At 46.2% G+C, this 22,580-nt stretch carries 23 protein-coding genes and 1 tRNA gene; 5 read left to right on the plus strand and 19 right to left on the minus strand.

Going from position 1 to position 22,580, the window contains the following annotated elements; all coding sequences use genetic code 11:
* Positions 1-8 precede the first annotated feature (8 nt).
* Genes ABF86_RS06265 through ABF86_RS06285 form a run of 5 tightly spaced genes read right to left on the minus strand, consistent with a single transcriptional unit; the run spans position 9 to position 6,079 of the window.
* On the minus strand, positions 9-1,130 hold the full coding sequence (locus ABF86_RS06265) for an aminotransferase class I/II-fold pyridoxal phosphate-dependent enzyme (RefSeq protein WP_074685104.1): 1,122 nt from the start codon (positions 1,128-1,130) through the stop codon (positions 9-11).
* Positions 1,131-1,135: 5 nt separating this feature from the next.
* Entirely contained in the window at positions 1,136-3,280 is a 2,145-nt protein-coding gene (locus tag ABF86_RS06270; RefSeq protein ID WP_074455269.1) for a hypothetical protein, read from the minus strand.
* A complete protein-coding gene (locus ABF86_RS06275; RefSeq protein WP_074685106.1) occupies positions 3,277-4,638 on the minus strand; it encodes a hypothetical protein in 1,362 nt (453 codons plus the stop codon). Before ABF86_RS06275 ends, ABF86_RS06270 begins: the two co-directional genes overlap by 4 nt.
* A gap of 6 nt (positions 4,639-4,644) precedes the next feature.
* Positions 4,645-5,340, minus strand: coding sequence for a hypothetical protein (locus ABF86_RS06280; RefSeq protein ID WP_074685108.1), 696 nt, complete (start codon positions 5,338-5,340; stop codon positions 4,645-4,647).
* Between the two features lie 34 nt (positions 5,341-5,374).
* Positions 5,375-6,079 carry a hypothetical protein gene (locus ABF86_RS06285; protein WP_204987571.1) on the minus strand — a complete coding sequence of 235 codons (705 nt, stop codon included), beginning with the start codon at positions 6,077-6,079 and terminating at the stop codon, positions 5,375-5,377.
* A gap of 390 nt (positions 6,080-6,469) precedes the next feature.
* On the opposite strand from ABF86_RS06285, the gene ABF86_RS13080 reads away from it, so the two are divergent.
* Positions 6,470-6,604, plus strand: a complete 135-nt coding sequence (locus ABF86_RS13080) for a hypothetical protein (RefSeq protein WP_256201570.1) — start codon at positions 6,470-6,472, stop codon at positions 6,602-6,604.
* A gap of 320 nt (positions 6,605-6,924) precedes the next feature.
* Positions 6,925-7,548, plus strand: a complete 624-nt coding sequence (locus ABF86_RS06295; protein ID WP_074685110.1) for an alpha/beta family hydrolase — start codon at positions 6,925-6,927, stop codon at positions 7,546-7,548.
* A gap of 213 nt (positions 7,549-7,761) precedes the next feature.
* On the opposite strand, the gene ABF86_RS06300 is transcribed toward ABF86_RS06295, so the two are convergent.
* Together ABF86_RS06300 and ABF86_RS06305 are read right to left on the minus strand one after the other, a co-directional pair.
* Positions 7,762-8,559, minus strand: a complete 798-nt coding sequence (locus tag ABF86_RS06300) for a carbonic anhydrase family protein (protein ID WP_074685112.1) — start codon at positions 8,557-8,559, stop codon at positions 7,762-7,764.
* A gap of 29 nt (positions 8,560-8,588) precedes the next feature.
* Positions 8,589-8,831 carry a hypothetical protein gene (locus ABF86_RS06305; RefSeq protein WP_074685114.1) on the minus strand — a complete coding sequence of 81 codons (243 nt, stop codon included), beginning with the start codon at positions 8,829-8,831 and terminating at the stop codon, positions 8,589-8,591.
* Positions 8,832-9,426: 595 nt separating this feature from the next.
* Between ABF86_RS06305 and lplT the strand changes: the two genes are divergently transcribed.
* A complete protein-coding gene (gene lplT, locus ABF86_RS06310; protein WP_074685116.1) occupies positions 9,427-10,692 on the plus strand; it encodes a lysophospholipid transporter LplT in 1,266 nt (421 codons plus the stop codon).
* Positions 10,693-10,782: 90 nt separating this feature from the next.
* Here lplT and ABF86_RS06315 read toward each other — a convergent pair whose 3' ends face one another.
* Positions 10,783-11,601, minus strand: a complete 819-nt coding sequence (locus ABF86_RS06315) for an RNA methyltransferase (protein ID WP_074685150.1) — start codon at positions 11,599-11,601, stop codon at positions 10,783-10,785.
* 340 nt (positions 11,602-11,941) lie between these two features.
* Here ABF86_RS06315 and ABF86_RS06320 point away from each other — a divergent pair.
* Positions 11,942-12,017 (plus strand) — tRNA-Met (locus ABF86_RS06320).
* A 99-nt stretch (positions 12,018-12,116) separates the two neighbouring features.
* On the opposite strand, the gene ABF86_RS06325 is transcribed toward ABF86_RS06320, so the two are convergent.
* A complete protein-coding gene (locus tag ABF86_RS06325; RefSeq protein ID WP_011634681.1) occupies positions 12,117-13,535 on the minus strand; it encodes a dihydrolipoyl dehydrogenase in 1,419 nt (472 codons plus the stop codon).
* A 231-nt stretch (positions 13,536-13,766) separates the two neighbouring features.
* On the opposite strand from ABF86_RS06325, the gene ABF86_RS06330 reads away from it, so the two are divergent.
* Positions 13,767-14,750 (plus strand): malate dehydrogenase, encoded by a 984-nt coding sequence (locus ABF86_RS06330; RefSeq protein ID WP_074685152.1) that lies wholly within the window; start codon positions 13,767-13,769, stop codon positions 14,748-14,750.
* A 51-nt stretch (positions 14,751-14,801) separates the two neighbouring features.
* Here the strand turns inward: ABF86_RS06330 and ABF86_RS06335 are convergent, their stop codons facing one another.
* From ABF86_RS06335 to ccmA, 10 genes are all read right to left on the minus strand, one after another.
* The gene (locus ABF86_RS06335; protein ID WP_074685118.1) at positions 14,802-15,257 is read right to left on the minus strand and encodes a peroxiredoxin; all 456 of its coding nucleotides are present in this window, start codon (positions 15,255-15,257) and stop codon (positions 14,802-14,804) included.
* Positions 15,258-15,289: 32 nt separating this feature from the next.
* Positions 15,290-16,633 carry a c-type cytochrome biogenesis protein CcmI gene (gene ccmI / locus ABF86_RS06340; protein ID WP_074685120.1) on the minus strand — a complete coding sequence of 448 codons (1,344 nt, stop codon included), beginning with the start codon at positions 16,631-16,633 and terminating at the stop codon, positions 15,290-15,292.
* A complete protein-coding gene (locus tag ABF86_RS06345; protein WP_074685122.1) occupies positions 16,630-17,145 on the minus strand; it encodes a cytochrome c-type biogenesis protein in 516 nt (171 codons plus the stop codon). The genes ccmI and ABF86_RS06345 overlap by 4 nt, the downstream gene beginning before the upstream one ends.
* A gap of 7 nt (positions 17,146-17,152) precedes the next feature.
* The gene (locus tag ABF86_RS06350; protein WP_011634686.1) at positions 17,153-17,677 is read right to left on the minus strand and encodes a DsbE family thiol:disulfide interchange protein; all 525 of its coding nucleotides are present in this window, start codon (positions 17,675-17,677) and stop codon (positions 17,153-17,155) included.
* Complete coding sequence (locus ABF86_RS06355) at positions 17,674-19,719, minus strand: heme lyase CcmF/NrfE family subunit (protein WP_074685124.1); 2,046 nt, start codon at positions 19,717-19,719, stop codon at positions 17,674-17,676. Before ABF86_RS06355 ends, ABF86_RS06350 begins: the two co-directional genes overlap by 4 nt.
* A 40-nt stretch (positions 19,720-19,759) precedes the next feature.
* Positions 19,760-20,209 (minus strand): cytochrome c maturation protein CcmE, encoded by a 450-nt coding sequence (ccmE, locus tag ABF86_RS06360; protein ID WP_074685126.1) that lies wholly within the window; start codon positions 20,207-20,209, stop codon positions 19,760-19,762.
* 2 nt (positions 20,210-20,211) lie between these two features.
* Positions 20,212-20,421 (minus strand): heme exporter protein CcmD, encoded by a 210-nt coding sequence (gene ccmD, locus ABF86_RS12805; RefSeq protein ID WP_340626515.1) that lies wholly within the window; start codon positions 20,419-20,421, stop codon positions 20,212-20,214.
* Positions 20,385-21,128: a heme ABC transporter permease CcmC gene (gene ccmC, locus ABF86_RS06370; RefSeq protein ID WP_011634690.1), complete on the minus strand. Its 744-nt coding sequence runs from the start codon at positions 21,126-21,128 to the stop codon at positions 20,385-20,387. The genes ccmD and ccmC overlap by 37 nt, the downstream gene beginning before the upstream one ends.
* A gap of 102 nt (positions 21,129-21,230) precedes the next feature.
* Positions 21,231-21,890 carry a heme exporter protein CcmB gene (gene ccmB, locus ABF86_RS12470; RefSeq protein WP_074710107.1) on the minus strand — a complete coding sequence of 220 codons (660 nt, stop codon included), beginning with the start codon at positions 21,888-21,890 and terminating at the stop codon, positions 21,231-21,233.
* 6 nt (positions 21,891-21,896) lie between these two features.
* Positions 21,897-22,511, minus strand: coding sequence for a cytochrome c biogenesis heme-transporting ATPase CcmA (gene ccmA / locus ABF86_RS12475; protein WP_011634692.1), 615 nt, complete (start codon positions 22,509-22,511; stop codon positions 21,897-21,899).
* Positions 22,512-22,580: the final 69 nt, after the last annotated feature.

Genomic DNA, 22,580 nt, shown 5'->3' on the forward strand with positions numbered 1-22,580 from the left:
TATAGTGATCACTTTATAAAGTCAGAGTATTTGGTTTCCTTTACGATGAGCGTTTCTTCAAAACCATGTATCGCTGTAGCCAGCACATCAATGCAGTGATCAATTTCTCCGGCAGTATGGCGTGCTGTCATTAAAAAACTCAGATGAACTACACTGCTGCCACGGGGACGAGACAATACGGTTTGAATACCCTGCCGGGAAAGAAACTGATGTACCCGTACTGCCTCGTTTCCATCGATCCCTCTCAAAATTTGAACGGGAAACCAGCCACCAATCGTATTCAACCCCATCGCTGCCAGACCACTACGGAACCGGGTAACCCGTTGCGCCAGTCTCTGCCGCAGCCAATCACCCTGTGATCGATTCACAATCAGCGCATGCCGGGCAGCCTGAATGACAGCCACAGACGGCGGGCTGCCGTGCACCCGGGTGTCACTTGCCGTTTTAAATCGTTTGATCAGCTTTCTACTCCCGGTAAGAACCGCAACCGGAACGCCCAAACCTTTTGCTAGAGATGAACCCACTATAATGTCCGGCCCGGAGTTTCCACTCCAGCGCAATACACCACCGCCTCCTTTCCCATAGGGGCTGTGTAATGCCGGCATTTCTCCCAGAATTCCCAAAGCCTGGGTATCATCCAGCACCAGTACGCCGCCAAAATGCCTGACGATTTCCAGATACTCCCCAACTGGCGCAGCACGACCGCACGCCGGGCAAAAACCATCGGCAATTGCCACCGGATATTTTCTTCTGCCATACGCAAGCCGCTTGATTTGTGCCAGCAATGCATCAGGATCATGATGACGGAAAGTATGAACTTCTCCCCCTTTTGCACGGAATTGCTCCACTCCCCAACGAACAACTGCATAAGTCCCTTCATCCAGAAACAATGCCGCCCGCTGCTGAAACAGCATGCCAAACAAATCCCAGAACAAGTGCAATGTGGAAGGCAGCAACACCCCCTGTTCACAACCCTGCAACTGCGCCAGTTGTTGTGCAACTTCACCGGCACCGGGCGGTTCAGTAAGTGCTGCCGGAACCCCCAATGAGAGTTGCTGCCACGGCTGCAAAAGCCGGCTGGGATGATGCAACCCCAAGTAGAGTGCCGAGGTGAAGTTGATCATGGCCATGCATCTCAGATAGTTCGTTGCTGACTGGCCAAACGTTTCTGCAATAGCGCTGATGGCAGAGTCGAATCAACCCGGGCACTGACAGTCGGATCGGCTGATAAGTCAACACCCGTTGTTGCGCGGTAGGCGTGGATATAGCCCTGTACCTGTGGACGGAAGAATCGTGCCCAATTGAGTGCCTTAACAGGCTCGAACTCATCACTCCAATGGCCCCAGCGGATGGAAAGTAACAGCTGTTCGCCAAACATTCCCAGATTGCGGAAATGCAACACGCTGGTATCTGTCCAGCCTTGCAGTTTCTTCATAGCGTCAACACGATCCATCCAGGGTTCGGGGTAAGCCACCATGACCCGTGTCGGCAACAATTCACGGAACTCAGGCCTGGCCAGTATCCATTGCTGCATCAGCATTTCGATACGGGCAGTCGATGGCAGGTCACCAAACTGATTGTGTGCTCCCTGGGACAGGATCAGATGCACTTCCTTCAGGGCATTGAGTACCGGGAAAGCATCGGCCTTGACAGTGGTATCGTCATCCTGTTTGTAGAACACGGTACACAGTCTCAGCAAATGATGGAAAGCTTCAAGGAACTTGGAGCGCGTATCAGCGGGCCGGAAATTCTGTACTGCCTTGCCTTCCAGCCGCAACCCGTAATGATGATCGTATTCGTAATTACGGCGGTTAACAGTCAGGCGGTGCTGTTCATCCTGGATGTAACCCCATAGCAGGTTATTGAGCGGGCGGAGCGGGTCCATTTCCATGCTAGCAAGTGGATCCCGACTGGATGAACGCACATTCTGAAACCGCCGGGTAATGGCATTGGATGTTTGCACCAGCATACCTTCCTCATGCCAATACGACCAAATCAACTCCAGCAGACAGGGATTGGCAAGTTTTTCCTGTAACAACCCGTAGCATTCATCTGCGTCAATAACCCCCTCCCTACTTTTACTCGCCGCTTCTTCAAACGGCTTGATCTTGATTGGGATATCAGGTAATTTGCGGCGAATAACGGAGAGATAGGGCAATACATCACCATTCCCATCGATACCTACTAGATAATCTTTGTTGAAAGCACGATTCAAGCCACTGGGTGGTATTGGGAGATCACGACGGTTCAAGTATGCTTCATCCCGAGCCGGATCAAAAGGTTGCAAATCATTGTGATGAACGCCACAATTTACCATCACAAAAGCTTCTGTAGCCGCTTTGACCACACGATAAGCATCAGAATCTGTAAAAGGTAAAAAACGATTCTTCAATAATTTATCCCGCCACATCACATGCTTTTCATCGTAGCGATCACTCTCAAATTGACTTAATTCCCGCGGCTTCTGCTTACCACAGAAAATCCAATCCATGAAACTCAGATAATTATTGAATGAAAGCGCCTCAGCGCTATTACGAATACCTGTCCAGAATGCGGTATCTTCAGTGAAAGATGTTTCCGTTCGAGTGAGGCTGGTCGTTGTTCTGGCATCAACATGCTGTATGTTACGTACCGCCGTGCCAGTCAAGTTTGTGGCGATTGATGAGCCGTCAGGATGCTTCAGAAATGTATTAAAGAAGTAACCACCTTGCATTCCTGTCGTATCGACGGCTATTTCGTATACTCGATCTATGCCATCTACAAAGATGGAAGGTTGAGACAAACCGCCTTGATTAGAAGACAATCTAATATCTGGATTTCCCAAGGCAACACTATGTGAAATACGCAGCTTAGCCGGCTGACCCGCTACAATATCTTGACATAACAGCTCTTCAGATCGCGGGCCGCACATTACCAGTTGTTGCGTAAAATTTACCGGTACTCCAAGACCAATCTGTTTGGTGCAATTACAATCGATCGAAAATAATTTTTGTGGTTCATCACCTGAATATGCTGCCGGTTCTTCATGAAAACCAAAGGCATTCTTATAGACTAAGCCATACCGATGTGAATCACCTCCGAGAAGCTCAAAAACCGCATACCCGTTTTCATCAGTAGTTCGTGTTTCGATATGCTGCCATTCGTTGGATTTCCATTCCAGAACTTCAATACTCGCTCCTTTGATCGGTATTTTATTGCCGCCCGAATCATATAAATGCACTCTCAGCATGCCATTACATTGAGCTTCACCGCTCTCTATTTTTTTAGATTTTGTATTCATGTCATTCTCCTAAATGAATAATTAATAGAACGATTCTGTTGGTAGGAGCTTGCCGGCAAAAATTCAAGCTGCCCCGGCCTTGCTGAATAATCAACCGATGTCCTCAACGTGCTGCGCAGCGCCCAGTGGATGAGCAATTTCCCCAACAGGGCGCTTTCCTGTTCCGGGCTCATGCGTCCGTCGGCACGTGCCTGGCCGATCACAGCAAAGGTTAGAACCGGCGAGGCCTGATACATCCTCGCAGGCTGTTGCCGCCAGATGGAGAACAGTGTCTGAAGCTGCCATGGCGAGCGACTCTGTACCTGTAAAGCCTCGGCCAGACTCGCTCCGCGCAGACTTTGCGGTCGATGATTGATCAGCAGCGTCACAAATCCAGGCAATGTCGCCTGAAGCATTTCATAATTGTGCCGTTGGGCAACATCCAACCCGGTCAGCGGGTAGTAGGTTTCCCATAATTGCGCCAGACGCTGCCATTGCGGATGAGGATAAAGTGCCTGCCCGATCGCACAACCCAGTTTGACGCGAATCCAGGGTGACGGATGAGGGTCATCCCGACTCAGGCGGAATACAAAGGCACGTGGCAGGCTGACCACACCCATCAATCCGAGTGTGGCAGCAATACCAATGCGGGCGATCGACCAGAAATCCGCAACGATCTCTGAAATCCACCGTTCCCATAGTAACCAGGCCATGTTGTACACGCCACTGCCCCGTTCCATTCCCTGCAAAACAGGCCGTAAGGAATTGACCAGGTTAAGCAGCGCAGCAGACTGGTGGCCTACTTCATGAATCAGGGAAGAAGCAACGCCGCTGCCAACCATGCGTTCCCGGGGAATACGAATCACTGCCACCGGATTTTCACCACCACCTGGCAAACGTGTTCTAGCGCGGCGGATCGCCGCACCAATACCACGATCGAGATAGCAGATGACGGGAGGTACTTCGTAATAATGTCCCGGAATAGCGAGCGCATCCGCCGAGACCACTTCCAGGCCGGAAAGCCACACACCGATTTCATTTTCGCTGCGCTGTGTGATCGCATCGTTGAATAAATCAAATTGTGTCAGCACGGCATTGAATCTCAACCGCAACAGGGAAAACAGCCGTTGTGCATGGGCAGGTGTTGCCCTCCGGCCAGATGGACCGCGCAGCCATGCAATGTAACGTTGAATCAACCCTTTGAGTTCGTGCCTCCCTTCTATCAGATAGCGTTCAATACTGGTTTGTGCTGCCGGTAACAACGACGCTGCAGGCAACATGGTTTCGTGCAAGGCAAAAGGTTTGACCCGTTTCAGCCTGGTCAGCAATGCACGAGCCTCCTGCTCAAGCATCCATGCTGCGTATGAAGCGGTAACCATGGCGGGTTATGCTCCGAACAGAATGATTCTGTTTCCACGCCGTATCCAGCGACCGCTCATAGCACCCCGTCCACAGGAAGGGCATGGGCTGCCAGCTGCACCGGCGACGGCTGTTGGTGGAGTACCGCGAATCAGGCCCGGGGCAAGTTGCCGTGCGGCGGCTGCTATCGCGGATTGCGCGGTAGTTACAGGATTTGCTGCCCGTGGTGCTAACGCAGCATTTTTTGCCGCAGCTCCGGCGAGTTGCACAAACCTTTTGGCAACTTCATATTCCTGGTCTTCATGACTCAATCCTTCCAGTTCAAGACCAAAAATCCTCCCGGCGTTAGAAGCCACCTGACCGCCAACCCTGGCACCGCTGGTGCCACCAAAATAACCGCCAATGGCACTGCCTACCATGGGCAGCGCTTTCTTGGCTGCACTTTTCAATAAACCGCCAAGTTGCTGCCCTACTGGCGATCTAATGAATTTTCCGGCCACCTGGCCAGCTTTTTTGATGAGATTCCCTAAAAACTGATCCAGCTCCGCCTCATCACTGATTTCCAGAAGCTCGGCCGCAAGTTCCATGGTTTCAGTCTCGCTAAAAACACCCGTTTCACCACCCCACTCTGCTTCACCAAATTCACCATATTCATACTGGTCATGTTCGTAATTTTCCAGATCAGTGTTGGTTTCCAGGGTAGTACGATCGATATCGTGCATGTTTATTCTCCTTACCACAGGGTTAAAAAATTGCTTAACAATTAACGATGACGATGTTGCGGCCACGCCGGAACCATCTGCCTCCCTGCCCTTTTCCCGGCATGGTGGCAGGCATGGCCATCCTTGCTCTTGCTGCTGTCAGATTGGGTGCATATATTTGTGCAGCTTTATTTGCAGCTATTTGTGCGGTACTGCGTGGATCATTAGAAGGAGGGGCCGACAGAGAATTTTTAACGGTATTGGCAGCAAATCGTACAAATTGTTTACCTCCCTCAAATTCGCGATCTTCCTGGCTGAGTGCTTCAAGTTCGAGTCCAAGCGCGCTTCCTGCTGCAGAAGCCAGGCCGCTGCCGATTTTGGCACCTAAAGGTCCGCCGAAATAAGCACCCAGCGCGCCACCGGCAATCGGCAGTGCCTTTTTGGCAACCCCTTTTAGTATGCCGCCCACTGCTCGGCCAATTGGAGATTTCACTACCTTGCCTAAGGCGCTACCGGCTTTCTTGATCAATGAACCCAGAAAACGGTCAAGCTCTGCTTCATTAGTAACTTCCAGAAGTTCGGCGGCAAGTTCCATCACCTCACCTTCGTTAAATACCTCCCCCCACTCCGCCTCACCATATTCGAATTGCTCAAACTGTTCGCCTTCACCTTCATATTGTTCGCCCTCACCTTCATATTGCTCAGCTTCAAAACCACTCATTTCCGGATTGAATTCGAATATATTTTCACTTTCATACATGGTTAATTCCTCCAATTCTCAGATTCCTCATCACACCTTGATCAATAACCAAGTTTCTCACCAAGTTTGGTGTTAGCACTTTTTGGGGCTCATCACCGTCAGGCCAACCAGCTCAACTCAGGTTGTCCTCACAACAGATAAAAGCAAATAGCACGCCAAAATAAAAATACAACTCTTATTTTTGACTCACTACGCACTTAACATGCTGAAAATAAATTAGATGTCCAATAAATTACCAGTCATAACAAATATGATTGAGAAGTAAAAATATAAGGACTGGCGAAACATATTTCGGTTAATGGCGCAAAAACACTTTGCAATATGAAAATTGTTTCGGAGATGCTAGAAACTACTTTGATTTGCTATTAGTTGTTGGGAGAGATAACTGTAGTGACTCAGCAATTCCAGACAGGACGTGAAGGAGCATGGGGTGGCGTAATTAATGTGTTTTTTCTGGATGATACGAACAGGAACCCCATGGAGGGATTTACCACCGGACTACGGGGGCTGGAGCAATATATTTAGTCCATATTGATTTAGCAGAGGAGTCAAATAAGCAGATGACAATTTTTGCCAGTATTTAAAGTTGAAGTCTCCTCAAAGTCCCGTGCAGTTCTTCTGGTAACATAAAATCAGTTCTTCAAAGCAAATACCTTTTCTATGTTTAGTAACAACCGCACTGCGGCAGGTATCAGTCGGTTTTTTCAGTACCAGTACAGTTTTGTTCAAGGTAGATTGGATGTGCCGATTATTCGCAGCAGGGATAAATTATCAGTAGTTTTTAGATAAAGCATCCTATAATTATTTGTCATGCCAACTAATCTACACCACAGGATTCCGTATTTATGCCAAATGAGCAAAGATTCTTTGTTACCGGCCCTGCCGGGAAGCTGGAGACAGTTGTCACACTGCCGAATGATGCGCCACATGGCATTGCAGTCGTAGCTCACCCGCATCCGCTTTACCATGGCAGCATGGATAACAAGATCGTCTATATTCTTGCCAGGGCATTCATCGAGCAGCAGTACATCACGGTGAAATTCAATTTTCGCGGAGTGGGCGAAAGTGAAGGCAACTATGCGGAAGGGAAAGGAGAAATCGAGGATGTGCTTGCTGTCACGCAATCTATCCGGGAGCGGTATGACACCGGATCAACCCCATTGCCACTAATACTGGCCGGATTTTCATTCGGTGGCGCTGTTCAGGCATATGTTGCACAGCAACTGCGGCCTCACAAGCTGATACTGATCGCGCCTGCTGTTGAGCGTCTGCAAGCACCACCCGTAACTGATTGCGCTGAGCGTATTCTGGTCATCCAAGGGGATCAGGATACCGTCGTGCCGCTGCAAAGTATATTGGATTGGGCCACACCGCAAACATTGCCTGTGACCATCATCCCCGGTGCCGAACATTTTTTCCATGGCAAGCTGAACGTTCTGAAAGACATCATCCTGCAGAATTGCGCGTAGCTATCGGGGCAGGGGCGGTCAATTTTCCTGGCCGAGCTACACACCACCTGCTGCGGCGCACACGAAAAAATTAGCGCTTAATCTGCGATTTGACAACCTGCCAAACAGGTAAGAACCAAAATATGTAATGGGACCGAGAAAAATTCGAACAAATAAGGAGCTTCCCCGGATGCCAGAGCCATACCGGGGAAGAATTATTTACAGCTCACCAGATTAGTGGCTTGAAAGAATTGACCTTTCATTCAGATCCTGTGCTGATCTGGCATTGTTGCTGTAGAAAGTTTTCATTTGCTCTAATTGAGCTGCTGAAATCGTGATTGATTTTGTCAAAATATACCATTGCACGCCTTCACTACAAGGCGGAGTCGTCAATGAACCAGCTAGCGTTAAATATTCCAGATTGGCCGCATTCATACCTGATGGTAATAACTTCGCTAGTTTGAACTTAACCCCGGAAGTCGAATTTTCTTTGCCGCTTTCATACGGCATATTATCCAGAATAGTCTGGAACATCGCATTCTCTTTCCCGATATTTATGGTCACGGCCAGTACCGCAATTCTTCCATCCTTATTGATATGTACAAAATGTAATTCCGCAGGAAATTTTTTGCCCTCAACAACATGTTCGCTAGGCTCATGGAAATGTAGTTGAACCAGCGGCAGCAATTCCTTCCCGACTTTTAATCCACCCGTAAAATTCTGGGAAGTATTAACTTGTATGGCATGCCCTGTATTGAAGAAAGATGGCGTATCTGTACCATACTGTGCCGCAAGTTTATTTAGCGGCCTGGATTTCACAATCTTTTCATCTGCCAGATCTACCGGCGACTGATGTTTACCAATACCACACTCTGCATAGGGATAACGCAATGGTATCGATTGAGTAGCGTCTTCAATCGCTCCCCAGTTAGGCTCCTCTTCATAAGACCAATGAGGTGGAGCAGAAACTGCAACTGCTGTGTAACTTATAAAGATTATAGAAACTAGATTTGCCAGTATTTTAGTTCTCACGAGTAATTCCTATCATAATAGTTATTAAATTAGCAGGTATGTTTCCTGCAATAGTCGATCATTAAAGATTTTTTATCTAAGCCGATCTCTTGTAGAGGCTGTGATTTAGTTTTTTTCTTTTTTACCTTAATCTGGGCTGGTTGCCTATTTTCGGTCGAAATAGGCTCGGCCTGATTAGTAACTGACAACGATTGAGGCTGACTCTCCCCTGATTCAGCAAAGCAAGAAACACCTAAACTCAGCACAGCAGTCAGAAAAAGCTTAATACGCATTATTTTCCTCCTTTTGCAAATATGCAAATTGCAAAATTTTGTTCTGGTCCTTCAATAGAAAAAACAACAAGATATGATGATTCAAAATTTCTCTATTTCAAACAATATGGCTTGCATCGAGAAATGTGTGGAGTTCGAACCATACTCTCCGGTAAATCTTTTAGCCAGGGTCTCGACAATTTCAGCAAGATTCACTTCATCACATTCCCTGATTCCATCGATGATCGAGTTATTATCGGCTACGCACAAAGGCTCTTATATCCACAATATCATGCTCCCGTCTCTGCTGCGCTCCAAGCACACTAAAACCGATCTTCCAATTGCAACGCCTCGTAATATCAGATGCATATCGCTCAAAAATACAGACCCTGATGCTTGCAAAGTTTAGTGGAAAAACTACTCTCGCCATCAATTTATATAGTGGCTTAATGTTGCACTGGTAGCACATCTTTCTGAATAGAATCTGAAAACTTTGAAAGCCAGAATACGCTCAGTACAATTTTCATGATATAAAGCTCCAGTGTTAAAACAGCCCGTAGCAGAAAAGCCAGCATCAGGCTTTCAGGTTATTGAACAAGCAGGTAAGGAGAACAATTTGGGACGCGGATTTTATACCATCATGGCGGCACAATTTTTTTCATCTCTGGCAGACAATGCTCTGCTGGTTGTGGCCATTGCTCTGCTAATTGATCTGCATGCTCCCGAGTACCTCACCCCCATGCTCAAATTCGTATTCGTATTATTTTATGTATTGCTCGCCCCGCTTGTCGGCGCGTTTGCAGATTCCATGGCTAAAGGCTGGGTCATGTTTATCAGCAACTCAATCAAAATTATCGGTTGCGCATTGCTGTTTTTTGCTGCGCATCAGTTTTCTGCGCTGGGTGCATACGCGGTTGTTGGATTAGGAGCAGCAGCTTATTCCCCAGCAAAATATGGCATCCTTACAGAATTGCTGCCCCCAGAGAAGCTGGTGATTGCCAATGGCTGGATGGAAGGACTGACGGTTGCATCGATCATTCTTGGTACAGTTATTGGCGGCCTGCTTATTACCCCTTCTGTTGCTTCCATTCTACTTACTGCAAATCTCTCTCTGATCAATACTGCTGTAGATGCCAGTATCATAGTCATCATGCTGTTTTACATTATTGCTGCCATTACCAATTTGTTTATACCTGATACCGGAATTGATCACCGGATACTCAAAAAAAATCCGGTTTTCCTGTTTCACGACTTTGTGCGCTGTGTAAAGCTATTGTGGTTTGACAAGCTTGGCCAGATCTCGCTGGCGGTTACCACCTTGTTTTGGGGAGCGGGAGCAACGCTGCAGTTTATTGTATTAAAGTGGGCTGAAGTGGCGCTTGGTTATGCGTTAAACAAAGCAGCGCTACTGCAGGGTGTCGTCGCTATTGGTATTGCATTGGGCTCTGTTCTGGCAGCGAAGCTGGTTTCATTACGCCGATCGTTGGATGTCATTCCTCTGGGGATTGCCATGGGAATCGTGGTAATTCTCATCATTACGGCTCAGAATATCTGGCTAGCTGTTGTTTTGCTGGTCATAATTGGTGGATTAGCCGGATTTTTCGTAGTACCTATGAACGCTTTGCTGCAACATCGCGGACATATTCTGATGGGCGCTGGACACTCTATCGCAGTACAGAATTTCAATGAAAATCTTGGCATTCTTACCATGTTGTCATTGTATGCACTGCTAATCTGGTTCGATGTGCATATTTATACTGTAATCGCTCTGTTCGGGTTATTTGTATCTACCACCATGATCATGGTTCGCAAATGGCACCTGAGTAACCAGAGCAAGCAAGATTCATTACACCTGATAGGAACACAGAAACGACAATTCTGAGTTTTTACTTTGTCACCCTGAATTTCCAATTCCGCGAGAAAATAAGAAGTATTACTGACGTATCACAGGCAATAAGCGGAATAGCATTTATCACTCTTGCGAGTAACTCTCACCAGAATTCTCCTGCCGGATTTTCTCGAATAAACAGATTGCAGCAGCCGCAGCAACGTTGAGTGATTCGGCACACCCTGGCATGGGTATTGCCACACGTTCACGCACAACTTCTAGCAGCTCTTCTGATACACCGCACCCCTCATTACCGAAAGCAAACATGACCGGCCCTCGCAGGTCTGTATGATAAATATTGTCAGCGCCAGCCAGTGCCGTCGCTATAACATTTCCATTAAATTGACAAGCAATCTGGATCAGATCGGAATCTTCATGAATTCTCAAAGAAAAATGCGCCCCCATACCGGCTCTTAATGTTTTGGGCGACCAGCTATCAGCACAATCACTAGACAGGAACGCATCTTTAACACCCACAGCAACCGCAGAACGCAGAATCGAACCCAGATTACCTGGATCCTGAATAGCTTCCAGCGCGATGCAAAAAGAATCTTCATAGGAGTCAACAGACCGGGTATGCCGGGGAATACGAACGAGTGTCATAATACCAACCGGTGTTTTGACTAACGATATCTGGTTGAATAGCGCATCACTCAACATTAGACAATCAGCTCTTCCAAAATCTTTACCAATACTACCTAGCAGCTGATTAATTTCAGCATGTTGGCCTCCTGATTCGCTAACGATCAGCAATTCCGGAATTCTTCCTGAAGCAAGATAAGACTGCAACAAATGGATGCCATCAAGCAAAGCAAGTCCATCGTCACGGCGCTGCCGTGACGAACGTTGCAGCTTGAACAGCTTTTTAAATACGGGATGCTCGCGAGAGGTTATACGGCGCATGTTGCTTGTGATCTGCATGTTACTTTGGCTACGGATTGATACGGAATACTGTCAAGAACATAACGAGAGAAACAAACGTTTCAGGATTGCTGTTCTCCCCTCATCCTCAAAACCACCTTCTTATTATCGGAATTTACGAACAAGCTCTGCAAAAACCACATAAAGAATATAAATTCAAAAAAGTATTGAATATACTAATCTGGATAATTTTCAATTGAGAACCAATAATACCGGAGTCGGCGACCTGTGCCTGTTTCAATTCTGAAGCAAAGGAAAAGTAATCGGTCTTGACTACCTCCCCCACAAAAGGCAGAATACGCGCTATGTCGTTTAGATAGCTGGCGAATTAGCTCAGTGGTTAGAGCAGCGGAATCATAATCCGTTGGTCCGGGGTTCAAATCCCTGATTCGCCACCATTAAAAATCATCTGCTTAATGACTTGCTTTCGTAATATACAACACAGCCAGTTGTGATCATCCTGATTTATCTGATGAGATAGAAGTTCCAGGTTACGCTCAGTCAAGCGCCTCGGAATTAAAAGAGTCGCAAGCCGCTAGATCTGACTTACTGCACGCTGGAAGCTTGGATGCCAGATTACGTAATGCTGTACGCAAACCTTCTTCCAGCACCGGATGATAAAACGGTATTCGCAATAAATCCCACACACTTAGAGATTGATCGATTGCCAAAGCAAGCAAATGTGCGAAATGCTCCCCAGCTGGTGCACACATTTCTGCACCTAGCAATCGGCCATCATTTGCCGCAGCATACACACGTAAGGCACCACGATTAGACTGGGCCGAACGTGCCCTTCCCTGGTTAGAGAAAGAGACTTCACCTATTTGAATATTTTCGTGTTCGAGTGAATGAAAGGATTGACCAACTACGGCAATATTAGGATCAGCAAATACGATAGCTAGTGGTACTCGGCGCTTAAAGTAAATTAATTCTTCACTTGTTGTATTTAAACCGGCAATATGCCCATCATCTGCAGCCTCATGCAGCAGAGGAAGACGCTGATTTGCATCTCCTGCCAGAAATACTGGTAAATCTGCAATCTGCAGGGTAATTGGATTTACTGATGGTAGCCCTTTTTCATCAAGCGGCACATCCAATGTATCGAGACCAATATCATCGATATTTGGTTGCCTCCCCAATGCGGCTAGTACACTGTCTACCTCAATTTCGATATTCTCTGCACGGACAGTAAGCACATTATTATCCGGATTTATGGCGACACTCGCTTTGCTACCAAGATAGAGTGGAAATTCTTCTGACAACAGCTTCACTGCTGTCTGATTAATGAATGGATCACTTATCCCCCCTACTGAGCTGCGAAATCCAAAGCCTGTTACATGTACACCAAGCCTGGATAATGCCTGGATCATTTCCAGACCAACTGGACCCATGCCGATGACAGCAATACTTTTTGGCAACGTATCCAGCTCAAACAAAGTATCCGTCGTCAGCAAACGTTTGCCAAGATTCAGCCAGTTCTTGGGCACAACAGGCCGGGAACCCGTTGCAATAATGATTTTATGAGCGCTGAGTTTCTCTCCATTGACCATTACTTGATCTGGCGACAGAATACGGGCACGCCCCGATATTGCACGTTCACCCAAATCATTGGTTATTTTAAGGGTGCTGGTAACAAAATCATCACGTAGCCTGCGTAGACGTTGCAGAACCTTTTTGCCATCCAGTTCCAGTTGATCTGCGCCCATAATCCCGAACTCACCAAAATTGAACCGTCGATGAAAAGCATTGGCTGCTTCAATCAATAACTTAGAAGGCATACACCCGACCCGTGCACAGGTAGTACCCCACGGACCATCGTTGATCAGTACAAAATTATCAGTTCGTTTTCTTACCTCACGCAAGGCAGATAAACCAGCACTTCCCGCACCAATGATTATCACATCAAATTTATGCATCAGTATTCGAGTCCCCAGTCAATTTGTATAATAAATAAGTAAACACATTACGATTTATGGGTCCAATCAGTTTGTTATTCTAATCCTTAATATAAAAATCTGGAAAGCTGCAGTCTGGACGATACTTACCTTTCTTGTCAATTGAGTTTATCGGTATAATTCCTACCAATCGTTTTTACCAATTCTCTTTTCCTGTCAGGAAATATATCAAATACCAAGGAGCAGAATTTGGTGCTTTCACCCGTTCGTATTACCGTCACCGGCGCAGCAGGACAAATCAGCTACAGCCTGTTATTCCGAATTGCTGCGGGAGACATGCTGGGCAGCAATCAACCCGTTATTCTTCAACTCCTCGACATCCCGGAATCCAGGAAAATACTGGATGGAGTGGTTATGGAACTTCAGGATTGCGCATTTCCGCTACTGGCTGGCATTATTGCCACTCACGACCCGATGATGGCATTTGATCAGACAGATATAGCAATACTAGTTGGGGCCCGCCCCCGCCGCAAAGGGATGGAACGTAAGGATTTACTGCAGACCAATGGCGAAATATTCAGAAATCAGGGCAAGATCCTGAATCAAGTGGCCAAACGTGATGCAAAAATACTGGTGGTGGGAAATCCAGCGAACACCAATACCCTTATCACCATGAAAAATGCTCCAGATTTACCAGCAGAAAATTTTTCAGGAATGCTCCGGCTCGATCATAACCGGGCATTATCACAAGTTGCTATGAAGTTAAACCAGCCGGTCAGCAATATCAAAAAGATGATTGTATGGGGAAACCATTCATCCACTCAATTTCCTGATTTGTATCATGCTGAGATCGGTGATACCAAAGTTATTAATCTCATCAAAGATCCGATTTGGATCGAAAACTACTTTATCCCTACGGTACAAAAACGGGGTGCTGTGGTAATCGAGGCACGTGGCTTATCCAGTGCAGCCAGTGCAGCTAATGCTATTATTGATCATCTGCGTAACTGGTTTTTTGGAACGGAAGACGGTGACTGGACTACGATGGGAATCTTATCCGATGGTAGTTATGAAATACCGGAGGGGGTAATTTATGGCTTCCCGGTCATCTGCAAAAATGGTATGAGGGAAATTGTACAGGGACTTGAAATCAACCCATTCTCACGTACCAGATTAGATGCTGCCTACAACGAGCTAACTCAGGAACTGGATTCAATCAGACACTTGCTACCCTGAGATTACGAAACTAGATTCTATAGTTTCCAAGCCTCTCAAGTGCTTATCACATTATATTTTCTTGATAAATGCTAAAACTTCCTCAGCATGCCCTGGAACCTTAACACCTCGCCACGCTTTATATAGCTTGCCTTCCCGGTCAAGTATAAATGTGCTGCGCTCTATCCCGCGTACCTGCTTACCATACATATTCTTCATCTTGATGACACCAAACAGCTCGCACACTACCTCATCGGCATCACTCAGCAAATTATAGGGAAAATTATATTTTTCTCTAAACTTCTCGTGTGACTTCAGGCTGTCACGAGAAATACCAATGATTTCACAATCTTCCTGCACAAACTCTGGATATAGATCCCCGAATTGCTGGCCCTCATTAGTACAGCCAGGTGTATCATCTTTCGGATAAAAGAAAATAACCAGGTATTTGCTCTTTATACCTGACAGACGAAACTGTTTGTTACCTGTGGAAGCCAACTCAAAATCAGGGATCAAATCAACCGGCATACAAATATATACCCCTCATCAACAAATTAAATTTACGGGACAATATGATCAATTGTGATAGAAATATTTTCTTCACCAATTTTCACAGGAATGCTGTAACCCTCAAGATCTCCACTGGAGGGAATAGCCTGTCCGGTTTTGCTGATTCTCGCCCCCACCACCACCTCTGGAAAGCTTGAGAGCTTCATCGCGGGGGTCATAGCCATGTTGTCATCAAGTTTAAACGAAACTGGAAGATCCTGAGCATGCAGCCTCAAAATAGCCAATGGCATTTTTGGCCCTTGGCTGGCCCTTGCAAAAACGAAAAGTGTATCATCAGGCGAAACTTTTGCTGCCAATGAGGTATCCAGAGTAACCGAGCCAGAAACGCTTGGTATGCCCGTAGCAGCTTCCTGCTTCTCACCAGAAGGCAATGTCACAGGCACATCACTCTCCACATTTGAATTCTGCGCCAGCTGTATAGGAATAGATTCATTTCTACCTTTCATGGCCAGAGATTTAGCCTGGACGATACTGTCACTCACAGATTTATAAAATTTTGAATCTTTTGCGTCGGCGGGTATAACATTCAGCAGGCGCTCCCAGTAAGTAACTGCCTGATCAAACTTTTCCCGCTCAAATTCAAGTGTACCGGCTAAAGCCAGTGCCTTAGGATAATCCGGATCGATATCAAGTGCCTTGCTGATCAACTCGGCAGGTTTACCCTGTAAGTTGCCATTATTCGTTATGGCCAGCATATCGGCATAATCACTCAAGAATTGGGGGTTATCCGGAGCCATTTGAACCAGTTTGGCATAGACTGCGCCAGCTTCATCAAAACGTTCCATAATTATGTAAGAACGTCCAAGCATCACCCAGCCTTCTATATCGTCCGGATTATCCTTAAGACGGGCAGCAAGACTGTCAACCATTGCCTTGATCTCAGCATGATCCGGCGGCATTCCTTCCGCATCACCCCCCTGAAACTGCGTAGCATTAGCCAGTTGAGATTGCGGAAGCAGCCCGCGAGTATCTCCAATTACCAGATAAAGGTAGATGGCAGCAAGTGGAACTGCCAGAGCAACAATAATACTCACAATAGCGCCATGACGATTGACAGGAGTTACGCGAACAGCTTCATCATCTTCAGATAAATCCTGCAACATTCGCTTTTGTAATTCCTGCTTGCTGAGTTCATGCTGCTCCTTGGAAAGAACATCGTCAAGTAGGTCACGATCCAGCTCCGCAAGCTGATCACGGTAAATAGTAATATTTGCAACCTGACGTTCAACTTGATCTTGAAGCTCGTTTTTTTTATTTCTCAGCAATACAGGTATAACAAACAGCAATGCTGCCATGATAAATATACCGACTATAACCCAAAATACCGTCGTCATATACTTTGATCCTTGTCTATTTCTTTAATAAGAGATTCAGCCTGTAAACGCTGATTTTCTGTCAGCGGTACCTCGTTTTCCTTTATTCGAATACGACGACGCCTCAAATAAAAAATGAGCGCAGAGCCACCCCCCAAAAACAAAGTGAACGGACCGAGCCACAACAACCATGTTATTGATTTAAAGGGAGGGTTGAAAAGAATGAAATCTCCGTAGCGAGCTACCAAAAAATCTACAATTTCCTCATCACTTTTATTCATTCGCATCTGTTCTCTGATTTCACGCCTCATATCCTTAGCAAAATCAGCATGTGATGCAGCTAGTGTTTCATTCTGACATACCAAACAGCGTAGATTCTCTGCCAGCTTATTCAACCGACTCTCAAGTTCAGGATCATCGGCGACAGGTGGGGCTTCATTTGCATAGCCCTGGAAAGCTATAAGAGACAGAATAATCACCATTAAGCAACGCTTTAACGAGTCCACTCTCATACAGATCAGTTGTTTCATCATTACCAACTCAACTCTTCAGTTCCTTGATTAAAGGAAGAATTTTATCTTTCAGTGATTCAACCGTTACCGGGCCAATATGCTTATACCTGATAATGCCTTGCTTATCGATTACATAAGTTTCTGGCACGCCATAAACGCCATAATCAATACCGACTTTCCCATCCGCATCAACGATACTGGTTTCATAAGGGTTACCATATTGTCTAAGCCACTGCATGGCAGTATCACGCTGATCTTTGTAATTCAGACCATAAATTGGAACAATACCCAGCTTTGAGAGTTCTACCAGCACAGGGTGCTCATCACGACAAGCCACACACCAGGAAGCCCAAACATTCAACATCCATACTTTTCCAAGATTATCCTCAGACGAAAGCGTCTTACTGGAATCATAGAGTTGTTGCAGATGAAAAATGGGTGCGGGTTTATCTATTAATGGAGATGGCACTTGACGCGGATTCAAGGTCAAACCAATTCCTAGAAAGATTACTAATATTACAAATATCGCGAGAGGCAGCAGGAAACGCATCATGCTTTACCACCTTCCTCCGAAAGAGTAACAGAATTGGTCACCATAATATCTTTGGCAGGTATATCTGCAGCACCAGGTGTTTCAGCTGCTTTGCGGCGATATTTTTTATTAATAGCAAGGCGGTAACGCCGATCACTGACAGATAGAGCTCCTCCCAGAGCCATCAATATGCAACCAAACCAGATCCAGTTAACAAAAGGTTTGTGATAAACCCGTACTATCCAGGCATCATTCTCCAATGGTTCACCCAGTGCCACATACAGATCACGCAGAAACCCCATATCAACATCAGCCTCGGTCATCGGCATACCTGAAGCGGTGTAAGTTCTTTTCTCAGGGAAAAGCTCACTTATTTTCTTGCCCTCTCTGAACACCTCAATCTGTCCTTGAGATGCATTGTAGTTAGGGCCAGGAAGCGATTTCGTTCCATTAAATTGAAATGTGTAATCTTTAAGTGTTACGGTACTACCTACTTCCATACGCACATCTTTTTCAGTTTCATAGCCGTTAACCAGCGTAACACCAATGATAAATACTGCGATACCGAAGTGTGCGCAATGCATACCATAATAGCTCCTTGGTTGTTTCACCAACTTAGTGATCAACCCGCCTTCCCCACTATTCTGGAGTCGGTGCCTAATACCGACAAATATACTGGTCACAACCCAGAAAGCCAGTAGCAACCCAAAACTGACCATAGGTTTCCATTCACCCATAATGAACGGCATAATTCCTGCAGCCACCACGCTCACCACAAATGCCCATCTCAACAGCACCGTCAGGGCGGGCAGGCTAGCTTTCTTCCAACGAGCAACTGGCCCCAGCCCCATCAGAAAAATGGCTGGTGCCATTAAAGGCACAAAAACTGCCTCAAAATAGGGAGGGCCAACAGAAATTTTCCCTAAATTAAGCGCATCAATAAGAAGAGGATAAAGCGTGCCTAATACCACGCTGCCCGCCGCAACTAGCAGCAATACATTATTAGCAAGTAAGGTAGTTTCACGTGAGACAATCTCAAAGTTACCCCCCAAACCCACTTTGGAAGCGCGCCATGCAAACAGTGTTAATGAACATCCTACTACCAGCGATAGATAGATCAGGATAAATATCCCACGTGCCGGATCAGTCGCAAAAGCATGCACAGAAGTCAGAACCCCGGAACGTACCAGGAAGGTTCCTAACAAACTTAATGAAAAGGCAGTGATTGCCAATAATATCGTCCAGCTCTTAAAACTTCCACGTTTCTCAGTTACCGCCAGTGAATGAATCAATGCTGTACCCACCAACCAAGGCATAAATGATGCATTCTCAACTGGATCCCAGAACCACCAGCCACCCCAGCCAAGCTCATAATATGCCCACCAGCTACCAAACATGATGCCAATAGTCAGGAAAATCCAGGCAACAATCGTCCAGGGACGTGACCATCTTGCCCAAGCCGCATCCAACTGCCCACTAAGCAGTGCTGCAATTGCAAATGCAAATGCAACTGAAAAGCCAACATACCCCATATACAACATGGGTGGATGCATAACCATTCCAGGATCTTGCAACAATGGGTTCAGATCATTCCCTTCGATTGCGGCAGGTAATAATCGATCAAATGGATTAGAAGTAAACAGAAGAAACAACAGAAAACCAGCACTAACCAATCCTAAAACAGCCAAAACACGAGCCACCATGTCATCCGGTAATTGGCGACTGAAAACACTCACAGCAACCGACCAGCCGGCAAGTATGGTTACCCATAGCAATAGAGAACCTTCGTGAGATCCCCACGTGGCAGCAAAACGAAAATGTAAAGGTAAATCTGAATTTGAATGAGACGCCACATTCAATACAGAAAAATCATTGTTCAAGAATGAATAGGCAAGACAGCCAAAAGCAATGGTAGTAAATACAAACTGACCCTGCGTGACTGGGCGCGCCAAGGCTACCCACGAAGGTATTCCACGTGTCGCACCAATAAGGGGCAAAGTTCCCTGAATCAAGGCCAGCAACATTGCAAGTATGAGGGCGAAGTTACCAAGTTCCGGAATCATGGTTTAAAATTATTCCTTGTTTTAAATTACGGGATAAAACTCACTGTGTAAAAGAGGTTTTCTGTGCTTTGGCAGCTTGTTCCAATGCAGCAGCAGCTTCAGGTGGCATGTAATTTTCATCGTGTTTGGCGAGCACTTCATCAGCATAAAAAACACCATCATCTGCCATTTTCCCCTGTGCTACGACACCCTTCCCTTCTTTAAACAGATCAGGAAGAATCCCTGTATAAACCACTCGAATCACCTCTGCAGTATCCGTTATGGCAAACTTCATGGTTGTACCGTCTCCATGTCGCTTGAGTGAACCTTCTTCTACTAGTCCACCCACTCTGAAGCTTTTTCCAACAGGCGCTTCTTTTGCAGCTACCTGACTGGGGCTAAAGAAAAAAACCAAATTACTCTGAAACGCATTCAGTACCAGTACAACAGAGACTGCCAATGCACTAACACTCAATGTAATAACAGCCATTTTTTTATGACGTGGCTTCATTTCTATCCTCGCAAAATTGATCTTCTACTCTGACCAAGGTGCTTGTATAAAGTTCGTTTGCGACCACGAATCAATACAACTTCACCAATTACGCATATCATTGCAACAAGATAAGACCCCCATACATAAAGGCCATAACCGCCCATAGCAAAAAAATCAGACAAGCTCTCCCATTTCATTCTAATACTCCTTCCTTCAACTCCGATACCCATGCCGTGTGGCGCTCACGCTCCAGAATAATGAGACGAGTACGGATAAGAATTATTACAATTGAATACATCCATGCTGCCAAGGTCATGATCAGCATGCCGGATAACATGGCAGTTGCCATCTTGGGAGATTGAACCAGGCTAACGGAAGCACCCTGATGGAGGGTATTCCACCACTGCACCGAGAAATAAATAATCGGGACATTGACAACACCCACCAGAGCAATGACCGCTCCAGCCTTATCCGCACGCTTTGGATCATCAATAGCTGCCTGCAGCGACATAAAGCCGATATACAAAAAGAACAGTATTAACTCTGATGTTAGGCGAGCATCCCAGACCCACCATGTTCCCCACATTGGTTTCCCCCACCATGCTCCTGTCCACAAAGCAAGGAAAGCAAACATAGCACCTGTCGGCGCTATGGCACTGGCCACCATAGATGAAAGTCGAGTGTTAAATGCCAGCCCCACTCCGGCCCAGAATGCCATAACCACATACAGAAACATTGACATCCAGGCAGCCGGGACATGGATAAAAATAATTCGGTAGGCCTCACCCTGTTGAAAATCTGTCGGAGCTACAAAAAAACCAATATACAAGCCCACGATCAGTAAAGTAATCGCTAAAGCCGTAAAATAGGGAAGCATCCGGCCCGCCAGAAAGTAAAAACTTGCGGGAGAGGCATATTTAAACCAATTGATTGTCATGTTCTGAATATTCTCTCTGAATTGATCCAGTAGATAAAATTACGCTCTACTACCATACCAACAAACGCAACATCACTATTATTTCTGGGCACATCCTTTCTATCAGCTCATGGATATCCGGAGAGAGGCAGCTGTTGCCCAAGGTGAAAAAACGATAGAAACCAGCAAAAATGCACCCAGTATCGAAAAATGGGCCCCAAACTCCATCCCGGCGCTACTCGCTTCAACCGCGCCTGTACCAAAAATTAATACCGGAATGTAGAGCGGCAAAACCAGTATCGACACTAATACCCCCCCTCCTCTTAATCCCAGTGTTAACGCAGCACCGATTGCACCGATCAAACTTAGTACAGGAGTTCCCAGCAGCAATGAAAGCGTCAGCACAAGCAATGCATCTCCGGCTAAGTCATACTGAATCCCCAATACCGGGGCCATCAATACCAGAGGAACCCCTGTTACCAACCAGTGTGATATTGCTTTCCCGGTGACCAGCGTCGCCAGGGAAACAGGGGAAAGCAGCATTTGCTCCAAGGTGCCATCTGCATAATCACTGGAGAACATACGTCCAAGTGATAACATCGAAGCCAGCAAAGCTGCCACCCAGACCACACCCGAGGCCATTGTCCGCAGTATGCTGGGTTCAGGCCCCACACCCAATGGAAACAAGCTGACAACTATTATGAAAAAAAATAGCGTTGTCAACACATCAGAGCGTCGGCGCATTGCCAGCAATAAATCCCGTTTAACTATCCACCAGATCATATCGAATCAGGATAAAGTCAAATGATGAACAGCTGCAGCAGTCATGACAATTTCCTGATGAGTGGTCATAATGACCATGCCTCCTTTCGATAGATTATGCTCCAGTATCTCTTTAATCAGCTTCACCGCTGCAGTATCCAGCGCGGTCAAAGGCTCATCCAATATCCACAACCTAGTCTGCACCACCAGCAGACGCGCCAAAGCCACCCGTCTGCGTTGTCCTTGTGATAATACTTTGGCCGGCAGCATCTCACGCCCCGCCAGCCCAATCTGCCCTAACGCATCTGCTGCTTGATTTTCATCAATCTCACAATCAGCCAATGCACAGGATATCCGTAAATTCTCGAGAGCAGTCAGATCATCCTTGATACCACCCAGATGCCCTAGATAGGTCATCATGCCACGATAATCTCCGTCCAGATCCCGAATATCCATTCCATTCCAGAGAATCTCACCACTATCAGGTGACGATAATCCACACAACAATCTTAGCAAGCTGGTTTTACCGCTACCGTTAGGTCCGCCAACAAACATCAGCTCACCGGGATTTACTGAGAAGAAAATGTTACTGAAGAGTTTATGCTCCCCTCGTATACACTCCAGGTTCCTGGCCGTCAACATCTAAATAATAATTGAGCCGCAATCATAAAAGTTGGAGATTATAGCGTATTGCTGATTTCTTAGTGGTGC

The organism is Nitrosomonas sp. GH22 (assembly GCF_009833115.1).
GTDB classification, from domain to species: Bacteria; Pseudomonadota; Gammaproteobacteria; order Burkholderiales; family Nitrosomonadaceae; genus Nitrosomonas; species Nitrosomonas eutropha.

What these genes read in the sequence shown, in the direction of transcription:
- ABF86_RS06265 (WP_074685104.1), bottom strand. Translation starts at nt 1,130, where the DNA reads ATGGCCATGATCAACTTCACCTCGGCACTCTACTTGGGGTTGCATCAT.
- ABF86_RS06270 (WP_074455269.1), bottom strand. Translation starts at nt 3,280, where the DNA reads ATGAATACAAAATCTAAAAAAATAGAGAGCGGTGAAGCTCAATGTAAT.
- ABF86_RS06275 (WP_074685106.1), bottom strand. Translation starts at nt 4,638, where the DNA reads ATGGTTACCGCTTCATACGCAGCATGGATGCTTGAGCAGGAGGCTCGT.
- ABF86_RS06280 (WP_074685108.1), bottom strand. Translation starts at nt 5,340, where the DNA reads ATGCACGATATCGATCGTACTACCCTGGAAACCAACACTGATCTGGAA.
- ABF86_RS06285 (WP_204987571.1), bottom strand. Translation starts at nt 6,079, where the DNA reads ATGTATGAAAGTGAAAATATATTCGAATTCAATCCGGAAATGAGTGGT.
- ABF86_RS06295 (WP_074685110.1), top strand. Translation starts at nt 6,925, where the DNA reads ATGCCAAATGAGCAAAGATTCTTTGTTACCGGCCCTGCCGGGAAGCTG.
- ABF86_RS06305 (WP_074685114.1), bottom strand. Translation starts at nt 8,831, where the DNA reads ATGCGTATTAAGCTTTTTCTGACTGCTGTGCTGAGTTTAGGTGTTTCT.
- ABF86_RS06315 (WP_074685150.1), bottom strand. Translation starts at nt 11,601, where the DNA reads ATGCGCCGTATAACCTCTCGCGAGCATCCCGTATTTAAAAAGCTGTTC.
- ABF86_RS06325 (WP_011634681.1), bottom strand. Translation starts at nt 13,535, where the DNA reads ATGCATAAATTTGATGTGATAATCATTGGTGCGGGAAGTGCTGGTTTA.
- ABF86_RS06335 (WP_074685118.1), bottom strand. Translation starts at nt 15,257, where the DNA reads ATGCCGGTTGATTTGATCCCTGATTTTGAGTTGGCTTCCACAGGTAAC.
- ccmI (WP_074685120.1), bottom strand. Translation starts at nt 16,633, where the DNA reads ATGACGACGGTATTTTGGGTTATAGTCGGTATATTTATCATGGCAGCA.
- ABF86_RS06345 (WP_074685122.1), bottom strand. Translation starts at nt 17,145, where the DNA reads ATGATGAAACAACTGATCTGTATGAGAGTGGACTCGTTAAAGCGTTGC.
- ABF86_RS06350 (WP_011634686.1), bottom strand. Translation starts at nt 17,677, where the DNA reads ATGATGCGTTTCCTGCTGCCTCTCGCGATATTTGTAATATTAGTAATC.
- ABF86_RS06355 (WP_074685124.1), bottom strand. Translation starts at nt 19,719, where the DNA reads ATGATTCCGGAACTTGGTAACTTCGCCCTCATACTTGCAATGTTGCTG.
- ccmE (WP_074685126.1), bottom strand. Translation starts at nt 20,209, where the DNA reads ATGAAGCCACGTCATAAAAAAATGGCTGTTATTACATTGAGTGTTAGT.
- ccmD (WP_340626515.1), bottom strand. Translation starts at nt 20,421, where the DNA reads ATGGGTATCGGAGTTGAAGGAAGGAGTATTAGAATGAAATGGGAGAGC.
- ccmC (WP_011634690.1), bottom strand. Translation starts at nt 21,128, where the DNA reads ATGACAATCAATTGGTTTAAATATGCCTCTCCCGCAAGTTTTTACTTT.
- ccmB (WP_074710107.1), bottom strand. Translation starts at nt 21,890, where the DNA reads ATGATCTGGTGGATAGTTAAACGGGATTTATTGCTGGCAATGCGCCGA.
- ccmA (WP_011634692.1), bottom strand. Translation starts at nt 22,511, where the DNA reads ATGTTGACGGCCAGGAACCTGGAGTGTATACGAGGGGAGCATAAACTC.